This is a genomic window from Pseudomonas sp. B5(2017) (assembly GCF_002112825.1).
GTDB classification, from domain to species: Bacteria; Pseudomonadota; Gammaproteobacteria; order Pseudomonadales; family Pseudomonadaceae; genus Aquipseudomonas; species Aquipseudomonas putida_Z.
This window is the reverse complement of the sequence record NZ_NEIR01000020.1, coordinates 21,665-34,163: the sequence shown is the minus strand read 5'-3', so window position 1 is coordinate 34,163 and position 12,499 is coordinate 21,665. Positions and strand designations below refer to the sequence as shown.

The following is a 12,499-nucleotide window of genomic DNA, read 5'->3' as shown; positions in this document are numbered from 1 at the left end:
CCTACAAGGGAATGCGATCTCCTGTAGGAGCGGCCTTGTGTCGCGATGGGCTGCAAAGCAGCCCCTTAGGCAGGCACAGCCTCCGCAGCCGCCTCCCGCTCCCACACCCGATGCCCTTCTACCGCTTTGACGAAGGCATCCACGGTCTTCTGCTCATCCCCCAGCAGCAACCCCTTGTCTTCTTTCAGCCCCAAGCTGCCCAAAAGCTCTTTGGTCAACACCATCGCCTTCAGGTGCTTGTAGCCCTCCAGCAGGAAATGCTTCGCCAACCCGCTGGCCGCCAGCGCATCGTTCGAAGCCTTGCCCCCAGGCACGACAATCCCATCGAACATGATCGATGGCATCCCCTCCATGGAAGCATCCACCGGCAGTTGCTTGCCGTCCGCAGCCTTCACCGGTGCTGAGGTCGGCCCCAGGAGCAATGGCCGGGCGCTGTGCGCTTCCAGGGCCTTGACCAACTTGTCCACGCTGGCAGCGTCTACGCCATCTGCTACCAGCACGGCAATCTTGCGCCCCTTGATGCCAACCGAACCCGGGTGGTTCATCTGGCTCAGGGCAGGCGACTGCGCAAGCTGGCTTCCCTTCACTTGAACAGTGCCCGCGCTCGGAGCAGGCAAACCGAGGTTGGCAGCAACCGCAGCCGCCAGCTTCAGGTCGATGTTGGCGAGAATCTCATTCACTTCCCGAGCACGGATCGTCTCCCGCTCCACCTTGCCCAGTTCAAAGCTGTAAGCCTTGATGATGTGCTGCTGCTCGGTCGGGCTCATGCTCTGGAAGAACAACCGCGCCTGCGAAAAATGGTCGCCGAACGAATCGCTGCGTTGGCGGATCTTGTGTGCATCGATACGCTCCTGGTAGGTCTCGAAGCCGCCATCCTGCGCGGCTGGTGGCGTTTCCTTCGGCCAGCCACCGTCGATGGAATTGGGCTCGTAGGATGCGCGACCTTTGTGAACCACATGCTGATGCAAGGCGTCACGCTGGTTGTTGTGGTTAGGAGCGACGGGGCGGTTGACGGGGATCTGGTGGAAGTTGGGCCCGCCCAGGCGGCTAAGCTGCGTGTCGGTGTAGGAGAACAGCCGCCCTTGCAGCAAGGGGTCGTTGGTAAAGTCGATACCAGGCACGATATGACCCGGGCAGAACGCCACCTGTTCCACTTCAGCAAAGAAGTTGTCCGGGTTGCGATTCAGGATCATCTTGCCCAAAGGTGTGACCGGCACCAGTTCTTCCGGGATTATCTTGGTCGGGTCCAGCAGGTCGAAATCAAATTTGTGCTCGTCGGCTTCCGGCACAATCTGCACACCCAATTCCCATTCAGGGTAATCGCCCGTCTCGATAGCTTCCCACAAGTCGCGACGCTGGAAATCAGCGTCCTTGCCTGCCAGCTTCTGCGCTTCGTCCCATAGCAAGGAGTGCACACCCTGGCGCGGCTTCCAGTGGAATTTGACGAAACTGGCTACGCCCTGGGCGTTGATCAGGCGGAAGGTATGCACCCCGAAACCTTCCATCATCCGCAAGCTGCGCGGGATAGCACGGTCCGACATCGCCCACATGACCATATGGGCCGACTCCGGTACCAGCGAGACGAAATCCCAAAAGGTGTCATGGGCCGAAGCGCCGGTCGGGATCTCGTTGTGCGGCTCTGGCTTTACTGCGTGGACGAAATCCGGGAATTTGATCGCATCCTGGATGAAAAACACCGGCATGTTGTTGCCCACCAGGTCGAAGTTGCCTTCATCGGTGTAGAACTTGACCGCAAAGCCCCTCACGTCACGCACGGTGTCGGCTGAGCCACGCGGGCCCTGTACCGTGGAAAATCGCACGAACACGGGCGTGATTTTCTCCGGGTCCTGCAGGAAGCCCGCCTTGGTCAGTTCGGCGTGGTTGCCATAGCTCTGGAAATAGCCATGCGCCCCCGTCCCTCGCGCATGCACGATGCGCTCAGGGATGCGTTCGTGGTCAAAGTGCGTGATCTTCTCGCGCATGATGAAATCTTCGAGAAGCGAGGGGCCTCGATCTCCGGCCTTCAGCGTGTTCTGGTTGTCGGCGATGCGCACCCCCTGGTTGGTGCGCAGCGCATGACCCGTGGCATCGCTACGGTCAGCCTCCAGGCTCTGTAACTTGGCGTTGGTGTTGGCCCGGTCCGGGGTCTGGGTGCCAGCGGCTTCGCTGTGCTTCGGCGCGTCCGTGTTCTTGCTGGGCATGGTCGGCTCTCCTCGTCAGTCTTCAGGCGTACCCGTTTCGGGCTTGTGCAAGTAGTGACCGGGAGGCTTTGCCGAGCGTTCAATCAGGATTACCGGTTGTCGCGATATGCCCGAAGGATTGGTGCATTACGAAATAAATGCTAAGAACAGCTATGGGAAAAGGCTAAAATGCGCGACCCCAGCCAACCGCTGACCCAAATTCCATGCGCCCCACAAGGTTCGCTACGTGATCGAGTTCCAACAGGTACACAAGACCTACCGCGTCGCCGGTAGGGAAATCCCCGCACTGAATCCGACCAGCCTGACCATCGAAGATGGCCAGGTGTTCGGCCTGATCGGCCATTCCGGCGCCGGCAAGAGCACCATGCTGCGCCTGATCAACCGCCTGGAAGAGCCTTCCGGTGGCAAGATCATCGTCGACGGCGAAGACGTTACCGCGTTCAACGCCAGCCAGCTGCGCGGTTTCCGCCAGCAGGTCGGGATGATTTTCCAGCACTTCAACCTGCTGGCCTCCAAGACCGTCGCCGACAACGTCGCCCTGCCACTGACCCTGGCCGGCGAGCTGTCGCGCAGCGAAATCGACAAGCGCGTGACCGAGCTGCTGGCCCGCGTCGGCCTTTCCGACCACGCCAGAAAGTACCCGGCGCAGCTGTCCGGTGGCCAGAAGCAGCGCGTCGGCATCGCCCGCGCCCTGTCCACCAACCCGAAGATCCTGCTGTGCGACGAGGCCACCAGCGCCCTCGACCCGCAAACCACCGCCTCGGTCCTGCAATTGCTGGCCGAAATCAACCGTGAGCTGAAGCTGACCATCGTGCTGATCACTCACGAAATGGACGTGATCCGCCGGGTCTGCGACCGCGTGGCAGTGATGGACGCCGGCCAGATCGTCGAGCAGGGCTCGGTGGCCGAGGTGTTCCTGCACCCGCAGCACCCCACCACCAAGCGCTTCGTCCAGGAAGACGAGCAGGTCGACGAAGGCGAGCAGCGGGACGACTTCGCCCATGTGCCGGGCCGTATCGTGCGCCTGACCTTCCAGGGCGATGCCACCTACGCGCCGCTGCTGGGCACCGTGGCCCGCGAAACCGGCGTGGACTACAGCATCCTCGCCGGGCGTATCGACCGCATCAAGGATGTCCCCTATGGCCAGCTCACCCTCGCCCTGATCGGCGGTGACATGGAAGCGGCGTTCGCCCGCTTCAAGGCAGCTGACGTACATATGGAGGTACTGCGTTGATGGACGCCCTGAATTTCTTTGCCAACGTCGACTGGGCCGAAATCTGGCTGGCCAGCGTCGACACCATGATCATGCTGTTCGGCTCGCTGTTCTTCACCGTGCTGCTCGGCCTGCCGCTGGGCGTGCTGCTGTTCCTGTGCGGGCCGAAACAGATGTTCGAGCAGAAGGGTGTGTATGCGCTGCTGTCGCTGATCGTCAATATCCTGCGCTCGCTGCCGTTCATCATCCTGCTGATCGTGATGATCCCGATCACCGTGCTGATCACCGGCACTTCGCTGGGCGTCGCCGGCGCCATTCCGCCGCTGGTGGTAGGTGCCACGCCGTTCTTCGCCCGCCTGGTGGAAACCGCCCTGCGTGAAGTGGACCGCGGCATCATCGAAGCCACCCAGTCGATGGGCGCCACCACCCGCCAGATCATCACCAGCGCACTGCTGCCGGAGGCCCGCCCGGGCATCTTCGCCGCCATTACCGTGACCGCCATCACCCTGGTGTCGTACACCGCCATGGCCGGTGTGGTCGGTGCCGGCGGCCTGGGCGACCTGGCCATCCGCTTCGGCTACCAGCGTTTCCAGACCGACGTGATGGTCGTCACCGTGGTGCTGTTGCTGGTACTGGTTCAAGTCCTGCAGAGCGTGGGCGACAAACTGGTCGTGCATTTTTCCCGTAAGTAACCCCAATGGGGTCGGCCCGGCCGACCCGTTCGGGGGCCGTCGCGGCCCTCACAAGGAGTGATCAATGAAGAAGCTGCTTGCTGTTGTCGCCGCTGTCGCGGCCTTCTCGGCCCACGCCGAGTCCCTGACCGTTGCTGCTACCCCAGTACCGCACGCCGAGATCCTCAACTTCGTCAAACCTGCACTGGCGAAAGAGGGCGTGGAGCTGAAGGTCAAGGAATTCACCGACTACATCCAGCCGAACGTGCAGGTGGCCGAAAAGCGCCTGGACGCCAACTTCTTCCAGCACCAGCCGTATCTGGATGAGTTCAACAAGGCCAAGGGCACCAACCTGGTGAGCGTTGCCGGCGTGCACATCGAGCCGCTGGGCGTGTACTCGACCAAGATCAAGAAGCTGGACGAGCTGTCCTCCGGCGCCACCGTGGTCATCCCCAACGACGCCACCAACGGCGGCCGCGCGCTGCTGCTGCTGGACAAGGCCGGTGTGATCAAGCTGAAGGACAACAAGAACATCCTGTCCACCGTGAAGGATGTTGCCGAGAACCCGAAAAGCCTGAAGTTCCGTGAGCTGGAAGCAGCCACCATCCCGCGCGTGCTGACCCAGGTCGATGCTGCCCTGATCAACACCAACTACGCGCTGGAAGCCAAGCTGAACCCGGAGAAAGACGCTCTGGTCATCGAAGGCAGCGACTCGCCTTACGTGAACATCCTGGTTGCCCGCCCGGACAACAAGGACTCGGACGCCATGAAAAAGCTGGCTGCTGCGCTGCACTCGCCTGAGGTGAAGCAGTTCATCAACGAGAAGTACAAAGGCGCTGTGGTTCCGGCGTTCTGATCCGAAACCCCCGGGGCCGCTTTGCGGCCCATTCGCGACGCAAGGCCGCTCCTACATGGGATCGCATTCCCCTGTAGGAGCGGCCTTGTGTCGCGATAGGCCTGCGCAGCAGGCCCAAAAATCTCAATCCCGCTTCACAAGCCCGGGCAACTGCGCCACCAGCTTCTGGTTGTTGAACGGCGCCCGAATGAACCCGCGCTGACGCCCATCCGGCCCCACAACCGCCAGGTTGCCGCTGTGATCCACGGTATACCCCGGCTTGCTGGTATCGGCCGGAATGAACGGAATGCTCAAGGCATTGGCCAGCTTCTGGGTATCCTCGATCGACCCTGCCACCCCGACGAAATCCTTGTCGAAATAACCCAGGTACTGCTTCAGCTGGTTCGGCGTGTCGCGGTTCGGGTCAACGCTCACCAGCACCACCTGCAGCCGGTCGACGGCCTCCTTGGGCAGCTCGCTCTTCACCTGGCGCAGCTGGGCCAGGGTGGTCGGGCAGATGTCCGGGCAGTAGGTGTAGCCGAAGAACAGCAGCGACCATTTGCCCTTCAGGTCATCCAGTTGCACCGGCTGGCCGTCCTGGTTGGTCATGGTCACGTCGGCCACGGTACGGCTCTGCGGCAGCAGGATGATGCCGGCATCGATCAGCTCGGTGGGGTTGGGCTGGTCGCGGCCATTGAGCACCTTGTTGACGGTCAGGCCCAGGATCAACGCGACCAGGGCAACGAGGATGAAGACGGTTTTCTGGGTTCGGGTCATAGGTTCAGCAACAGATAGTGGTCGAGGAGCAACGCGATGAACAGCGCGAACAGGTAGCCGATAGAGTACTTGAAGGTGCCGATCGCTGCGTGCGGCCGGCTGCCACGGTACAACACCCAGGCCCATTGCAGGAAGCGCAGGCCCAGCACCAGGGCGCAGGCCAGGTACAGCGGGCCGCTCATGTGGATGGCGTACGGCAGCAGGCTTACCGCCAGCAATACCAGGGTGTACAGCAGGATATGCAGCTTGGTGTAGCGCTCGCCGTGGGTCACCGGCAGCATCGGGATATCGGCCTTGGCGTATTCCTCCTTGCGGTGGATGGCCAAGGCCCAGAAATGTGGTGGGGTCCAGGCGAAGATGATCAGCACCAGCAACAGGGGCTCGGCGCTGACATGGCCGCTGACCGCCACCCAGCCCAGCAACGGCGGGGCGGCGCCAGCCAAGCCGCCGATGACAATGTTCTGCGGCGTGGCGCGCTTGAGAAAACCGGTGTAGAGCACCGCATAGCCGAGCAGGGAAGCCAGTGTCAGCCAGGCAGTGAGGGCGTTGGTGAACACCAGCAGCAGGGCCATGCCCAGTAGCGCCAGCGCCAGGGCGAACAGCAGCGCCGGCAGCGGCTCGACCCGGCCCTGGGCCAGCGGCCGCTTGTGGGTACGCGCCATCAGCGCGTCGATGCGCCGGTCCACCACATGGTTGACCACCGCCGCGCCGCCTGCACAAAAGCCAATGCCCAGGTTGCCGAACAGCAGCACGCTCCAGCTGACACCCGCACGGGTGGCAAGGAACATGCCCGCCAGCGAGGTGATCAGCATCAGCACCACCACCTTGGGCTTGGTCAGCTCCAGGTAATCACGCCAACTGGCCCTCTGTGTGCTCAGAAGCGTCGCCACGAATCATTCCTCATGTGGTGTGAGATGCCCACGCCAGCCACTGGCCGCAGGCGCCAGCCATGGCCGACACCCACGCGAACCTTGTCGACCACGCGGATGCGGTAGTTCACCAGCACCATGCTCAGCAGCAACAGTGCCCCACCAGCGTTGTGCGCCACGGCCACGGCCAGCGGCAGGTGCAGCAGCACATTGCTGATGCCCAGGCCGACTTGCACCACCAGCGCCAGCAGCACCAGCCGCGCCAGGCCAGGGAGGCCGCAGCGGTGCAGCTTCCAGCTGAGCATCAGCAGCACGCAGGTCACCAGCAATGCGCCCAGGCGGTGGCTGATGTGGATGGCCGTGCGCGCATCACTGTCCAGTTGCCCGCCCAGGTAATTGGGCCCGACGTGCTGGGTCAGGTGGAACCCGTTGCTGAAGTCCGCGGCCGGCCACCACTGGCCGTGGCAGGTGGGCAGGTCGATGCAGGCGACGGCCGCGTAGTTGGCACTGACCCAGCCGCCCAGGGCGATCTGGCCGATCACCACCAGCAAGGCCAGCGCAGCGATCCGGCGCAGGCTCAATGGCAGTTTTGGCAAGGGCGCAAAGGCCCGGGACAGACGCAGGGACAACAGGAACAACAAACTCAGGGTAGTGAAGCCGCCGAGTAGATGCGCGGTGACCACCTGCGGCCACAACTTGAGGGTAACCGTCCACATGCCGAAGGCTGCCTGGGCCAGCACCACGCCCAGCAGCAGCAAGGGCAGGCGGTAAGGCTGGCCATCGCGGGCATGCCGGCGCAGCGCCTGCAAGGCGAGCAGGGCGATCACCATCGCCAGGGTGCCGGCGAAATAGCGGTGGACCATCTCGGCCCAGCCCTTGGCGGCTTCCACCGGGTGTTCGGGGAAATGCAGCTCGGCATGAGCCAGCTGCGCTTCGCTCTTGGGCACGCTGATGAAGCCGTAGCAACCCGGCCAGTCCGGGCAGCCGAGGCCGGCGTGGGTCAGGCGGGTATAGGCACCGAGCAGGACGACCAGCAGTGCCAGCAAGGTGGCGAACACAGCAAGGCGGAATCCGGGTCTGGCCATGGCAGGCTCCTAGCCGATGTTGGACAGCTTGAGCAGGTGGCGCAGGTCGTCCAGCACATGCTTGCCGTTGACCTTGGCGTCGTAGCGCAGCACCAGGTTGCCGTGTGGGTCGACGATCCACAGCTGCGGGCCGGCCTCGCCGACCTTTTGCAGGTAGCGTTGCGCATCCAGCGGGTAACGCTGCAACTGTGGGTATTCGCGGCCGAGCAACGCCTGGAAGTCGGCACTTGCCGGCTGGGCGGCCGCCAGGGCATGGCTGGCACGGCTGGCATCACGGCCCAGGCCGACCTGGATCTGCCGGGCCAGGTACACCAGCCGCTGGCAATCCTCGGCACAGGCTGTGGGTGCGCTCACCAGCAGCTGCCAGCGCTCGTCCTGGCCCGCCACGCCGAGATCGGAAAGGCTCTCACCGTTGCCGATCATCACGCCGTGGTAGCTGCGGCCGTCCGGCACCCAGAACTTGAGCTTGTACATGCTGGTGGCCAGAACCATCGGCCCGAGCACCACCAGCAGAATCAGCAGCAGCTGCAAACGCCCGCGGGCTCTGGGTTTGCTACGTTCAGGCACTTCCAGTGGAGTGGCGGTGGCCATGGCGTTTCTCCTTGTTGTGGTGCCAGCCGAAGTAGAGGTAGAGCAGTACCAAAGTGGTTGCCAGGGCAAACCATTGCACGGCGTAACCCAGGTGTTTTTCCGGGCCCATGGCAACGACCGGCCAGTCCAGGCGATAGGTCGCCGGGCCGGGTTCCAGGCGCAGCTCATGGGCGAAGCCTTCGCGATCGAGCTGTTGCCATAGCTGCGCGGCATCCACGGCAGTCAGCAGGTGCGGCCATTGGCCGCCTGCAGGGTCGGGGTGCAGCTGGAACGTGCTGCCAGGCGCGACATACACCGAAGCGTCCAGCGCCAACGCCTGGGCAGGGGTATCGAAATGCACCGGCACGCGGCGGTCCGGCCAGGGCAGCCAGCCGCGGTTGACCAGCAGCCACACGCCGCTGGCCTGATCATGGAAGGGTTGCAGCAGCTCGACACCGGCCTGGCCATCACGCATGCGGTTGTCCAGCAGCAGGCTGTGCTCGGCGTCGAAGCGGCCATAGAGATGCACGCGGCGGAAGGCATTGTCCTGGTTCGCTGTCAGCTGGGCCGTGGCCACGGGCGCTTCGACCCGCCGCTCGGCATAGGCGGCCAGCAGCACGCGCTTTTCCTCGGCACGGCCGAGTTGCCAGCAGCCAAGCGCGATCAGCCCCGGCAGCAGCGCAAGCACCACCAGGGTTGGTACCCAGCCCGGACGAAACGGCCTCATCGGAGCCTCGTCGGGCCGATCGCTATACTTATCCACATCACCGCATCCCCCCGGAGTATCGCCATGCTCAAGGCCGCGATTGTCCTGATGCTGTTGGCCACGATTGCCAGCCTGTTCAGCGGCCTGGTGTTTCTGGTCAAGGACGATGAAAACTCGACCCGTTTACTGAAAGCGCTGACCGTGCGAGTGACCCTGGCGGCCCTCACCATCGGCCTGGTGGCCTGGGGCTTCATCAGCGGTCAGCTGGTCTCGCACGCCCCCTTCTGATACCTGAACCTTGCGCGTTTCCTTGTAGGAGCGGCCTTGCGTCGCGATGGGCCGCAAAGCGGCCCCAAAACCTGCAACCCTGATTCACCTGGCAGAGCGCCTTGGCTGCTTTGGGGCCGCTACGCGCCCCATCGCGACACAAGGCCGCTCCTACAAGGGTTCGCAGTCGGCTGTCAGAGTACGTACACAAAGATGAACAACCCCACCCACACCACATCGACGAAGTGCCAGTACCAACTGGCCGCCTCGAAACCAAAGTGTTTCTCCGGGTTGAAATGCCCGCGCAAGATGCGCACGAACATCACGATCAGGATGATCGTGCCCAAGGTCACGTGCGCGCCGTGGAAGCCGGTGAGCATGAAGAACGTCGCGCCGTAGATACCCGACCCCAGCGTCAGCCCCAGCTTGGTATAGGCCTCGTGGTACTCGTAGGCCTGCAACGCGATGAAGCTGGCGCCCAGGACGATGGTCAGCGCCATCCAGAATTTCAGCGGGCCACGGTGGCCGCGACGCAGGGCATGGTGGGCGATGGTGATGGTCACGCTGGAGCTGACCAGCAAGATGGTGTTGATCAGCGGCAGGTGCCACGGGTCGATCACTTCCTTGGGCGGCGGGAACAGTTTCGGGTCGGGCGTGTGCAGCAGCGGCCAGGTGAATTCGAAGGTCGGCCACAACATGTGCGCAACACCCTTGGCCCCTTCACCGCCCAGCCACGGCCCGGCCAGCACGCGCACGTAGAACAGCGCACCGAAGAAGGCCAGGAAAAACATCACCTCGGAGAAAATGAACCAGCTCATGCCCCAGCGGAACGAGCGGTCCAGTTGCGGGCTGTACAGCCCCGCGCGGCTCTCCCGCACCACCGAACCGAACCAGCCGAACAGCATGTAGGCCAGGAACAACGCGCCGATGAAGAAGATCAGCGGCCCGTGCGACTCGGGGTGGCCGGCCTTCATGTCGTTGAACCAGGTACCCAGGCCGAACACCGTGATGAACATGCCGATGGTGGCGATGATCGGCCACTTGCTCTGCGCCGGAACGTAGTAGTGCTCATGACTTGCCATTGCTGTTCTCCTTCCCTTAACGGGCGCCCTGGACGTCCTGGGACGCGACATGCGCGACCGGCGGGTGGCGAGCGGTGATGTCGAACAAGGTGTAGGCCAGTGTCAGGTGCTTCACGCTGGCCGGCAGGTCGCGGTCGACGATGAAGCGCACCGGCATCTCGATGCGTTCGCCGGGCTGCAGCACCTGCTGGGTGAAGCAGAAGCACTCGGTCTTGTGGAAGTACGCCGCAGCCTCGGCGGGGGTGATGCTGGGGATGGCTTGCGCACTCATCGGCCGATCGGTCGGGTTGTGGGCGATGAAGATCATCTGGTTCACCGCACCCGGGTTGACCTCCAACTGGTCGGCGGTGGAATAGAAGTCCCAGACCATGTCGCTGGCATTGGTCGACATGAACTGCACCCGCACCGAACGCGTCGGGTCGCTGACCTGGCTGCCTTCGTACTGCCCTCCGGTCTTGCCGTTGATGCCGAAGGCCTTGCACATCACGTCATAGATAGGCACCAGGGCGAAGCCGAAGGCGAACATCACCACCGTCAGCATCAACAGGCGCAATACCAGGCGTTTCAGCGAAAGGCCGTTCATGGCACGGTTCCTATTTCACTTCCGGTGGCGTCTGGAAGGTGTGGTAGGGCGCAGGCGAAGGGATCGACCACTCCAGGCCCTCGGCGCCATCCCATGGCTTGGCCGGTGCCGGCGCGCCGCCGCGGATGCACTTGATGACGATGAACAGGAAGAAGATCTGCGTGGCGCCGAACATGAACGCGCCGATCGACGACACCATGTTGAAGTCGGCGAACTGCAGGTTGTAGTCGGGGATCCGCCGTGGCATGCCGGCCAGCCCCACGAAGTGCATGGGAAAGAAGGCCATGTTCATGCCGACGAACGATAGCCAGAAGTGCAGCTTGCCAAGGGTTTCGTCGTACATGTGGCCGGTCCATTTCGGCAGCCAGTAGTAGGCCGAGGCGAAGATGCCGAAGATCGCCCCAGGCACCAGCACATAGTGGAAGTGCGCCACCACGAAGTAGGTGTCGTGGTACTGGAAGTCCGCCGGGGCGATGGCAAGCATCAGCCCGCTGAAACCGCCGATGGTGAACAGGATGACAAAGGCGATGGCGAACAGCATCGGCGTTTCGAAGGTCAGCGAGCCTTCCCACATGGTGCTGACCCAGTTGAACACCTTCACCCCGGTAGGCACGGCGATCAGCATGGTGGCGTACATGAAGAACAGCTCGCCGACCACGGGGATACCGACCACGAACATGTGGTGGGCCCAGACGATGAACGACAGGAAGGCGATGGCGCCGGTGGCGTACACCATCGAGGTATAGCCGAACAGCGGCTTGCGCGAGAACGCCGGGATGATCGAGCTGACCGCGCCGAAGGCCGGCAGGATCATGATGTACACCTCGGGGTGGCCGAAGAACCAGAACACGTGCTGGAACAGCACCGGGTCACCACCGCCGGCGGCACTGAAGAAGCTGGTACCGAAGTGGATGTCCATCAGCATCATGGTCACGACGCCGGCCAGCACCGGCATCACCGCAATCAGCAGGAATGCGGTAATCAGCCAGGTCCAGACGAACAGTGGCATCTTCATCAGGGTCATGCCCGGGGCGCGCAGGTTGAGGATGGTGGCGATCACGTTGATCGCGCCCATGATCGAGCTGATGCCCATCAGGTGGATGGCAAAGATGAAGAAGGTGACGCTGGCCGGCGCGTAGGTGGTGGACAGCGGGGCATAGAAGGTCCAGCCGAAGTTGGGCCCGCCGCCGGGGCTGAACAGGGTCGAGACCAGCAGCAGGAAAGCCGCCGGCAGCAGCCAGAAGCTGAAGTTGTTCATCCGCGGCAGGGCCATGTCGGGCGCGCCGATCATCAGCGGGATCATCCAGTTGGCCAGGCCGACGAAGGCCGGCATCACCGCACCGAACACCATGATCAGGCCATGCATGGTGGTCATCTGGTTGAAGAACTCCGGCTGGACGATCTGCAGGCCGGGCTGGAACAGCTCGGCGCGGATCACCATGGCGAACGAGCCGCCGAGCAGGAACATGATGAAGCTGAACCACAGGTACATCGTGCCGATGTCCTTGTGGTTGGTGGTCAGCACCCAGCGCATCAGGCCCTTGGCCGGGCCGTGCGCATGGTCATGGCCGTGGGCGTGGTCGTCGATCACTGCACTCATGTCCTGTCTCCTGCAATCCATTGATTGCCGCGAGTAACCC

The 12,499-nt window shown here is 63.2% G+C and carries 13 protein-coding genes; 4 read left to right on the top strand and 9 right to left on the bottom strand.

Annotation, left to right across the window (positions count from 1 at the left end; all coding sequences use genetic code 11):
• Positions 1 to 65: 65 nt before the first annotated feature.
• Positions 66 to 2,201 (bottom strand): catalase HPII, encoded by a 2,136-nt coding sequence (katE, locus tag CAG00_RS25070; protein ID WP_085665598.1) that lies wholly within the window; start codon positions 2,199 to 2,201, stop codon positions 66 to 68.
• 226 nt (positions 2,202 to 2,427) lie between these two features.
• Between katE and CAG00_RS25065 the strand changes: the two genes are divergently transcribed.
• The 3 genes from CAG00_RS25065 (at position 2,428) to CAG00_RS25055 (ending at position 4,941) form a co-directional block, all read left to right on the top strand.
• Positions 2,428 to 3,435 (top strand): methionine ABC transporter ATP-binding protein, encoded by a 1,008-nt coding sequence (locus CAG00_RS25065; RefSeq protein ID WP_003256960.1) that lies wholly within the window; start codon positions 2,428 to 2,430, stop codon positions 3,433 to 3,435.
• Complete coding sequence (locus CAG00_RS25060; protein WP_013970307.1) at positions 3,435 to 4,106, top strand: methionine ABC transporter permease; 672 nt, start codon at positions 3,435 to 3,437, stop codon at positions 4,104 to 4,106. The genes CAG00_RS25065 and CAG00_RS25060 overlap by 1 nt, the downstream gene beginning before the upstream one ends.
• A gap of 64 nt (positions 4,107 to 4,170) precedes the next feature.
• Complete coding sequence (locus tag CAG00_RS25055) at positions 4,171 to 4,941, top strand: MetQ/NlpA family ABC transporter substrate-binding protein (RefSeq protein WP_025337216.1); 771 nt, start codon at positions 4,171 to 4,173, stop codon at positions 4,939 to 4,941.
• Positions 4,942 to 5,064: 123 nt separating this feature from the next.
• Here the strand turns inward: CAG00_RS25055 and CAG00_RS25050 are convergent, their stop codons facing one another.
• The 5 genes from CAG00_RS25050 to CAG00_RS25030 are packed head-to-tail and all read right to left on the bottom strand — an operon-like array spanning position 5,065 to position 8,948.
• Positions 5,065 to 5,697 (bottom strand): SCO family protein, encoded by a 633-nt coding sequence (locus tag CAG00_RS25050; RefSeq protein WP_013970305.1) that lies wholly within the window; start codon positions 5,695 to 5,697, stop codon positions 5,065 to 5,067.
• The gene (cyoE, locus tag CAG00_RS25045; RefSeq protein WP_025337214.1) at positions 5,694 to 6,587 is read right to left on the bottom strand and encodes a heme o synthase; all 894 of its coding nucleotides are present in this window, start codon (positions 6,585 to 6,587) and stop codon (positions 5,694 to 5,696) included. Before cyoE ends, CAG00_RS25050 begins: the two co-directional genes overlap by 4 nt.
• Complete coding sequence (locus tag CAG00_RS25040; protein ID WP_015268468.1) at positions 6,572 to 7,651, bottom strand: heme A synthase; 1,080 nt, start codon at positions 7,649 to 7,651, stop codon at positions 6,572 to 6,574. The genes cyoE and CAG00_RS25040 overlap by 16 nt, the downstream gene beginning before the upstream one ends.
• Before the next feature lie 9 nt (positions 7,652 to 7,660).
• Positions 7,661 to 8,242 (bottom strand): hypothetical protein, encoded by a 582-nt coding sequence (locus CAG00_RS25035; RefSeq protein WP_085665597.1) that lies wholly within the window; start codon positions 8,240 to 8,242, stop codon positions 7,661 to 7,663.
• A complete protein-coding gene (locus CAG00_RS25030; RefSeq protein WP_075046854.1) occupies positions 8,211 to 8,948 on the bottom strand; it encodes an SURF1 family protein in 738 nt (245 codons plus the stop codon). Before CAG00_RS25030 ends, CAG00_RS25035 begins: the two co-directional genes overlap by 32 nt.
• 63 nt (positions 8,949 to 9,011) lie before the next feature.
• Between CAG00_RS25030 and CAG00_RS25025 the strand changes: the two genes are divergently transcribed.
• Entirely contained in the window at positions 9,012 to 9,215 is a 204-nt protein-coding gene (locus CAG00_RS25025; RefSeq protein ID WP_003258925.1) for a twin transmembrane helix small protein, read from the top strand.
• Positions 9,216 to 9,388: 173 nt separating this feature from the next.
• On the opposite strand, the gene CAG00_RS25020 is transcribed toward CAG00_RS25025, so the two are convergent.
• From CAG00_RS25020 to ctaD, 3 genes are read right to left on the bottom strand one after another with little or no spacing between them, the layout of a single operon-like run.
• Complete coding sequence (locus CAG00_RS25020) at positions 9,389 to 10,276, bottom strand: cytochrome c oxidase subunit 3 (RefSeq protein ID WP_003258926.1); 888 nt, start codon at positions 10,274 to 10,276, stop codon at positions 9,389 to 9,391.
• A 16-nt stretch (positions 10,277 to 10,292) separates the two neighbouring features.
• Complete coding sequence (locus CAG00_RS25015) at positions 10,293 to 10,859, bottom strand: cytochrome c oxidase assembly protein (RefSeq protein ID WP_085665596.1); 567 nt, start codon at positions 10,857 to 10,859, stop codon at positions 10,293 to 10,295.
• Positions 10,860 to 10,869: 10 nt separating this feature from the next.
• Positions 10,870 to 12,459 (bottom strand): cytochrome c oxidase subunit I, encoded by a 1,590-nt coding sequence (gene ctaD, locus CAG00_RS25010; protein ID WP_015268463.1) that lies wholly within the window; start codon positions 12,457 to 12,459, stop codon positions 10,870 to 10,872.
• Positions 12,460 to 12,499: the final 40 nt, after the last annotated feature.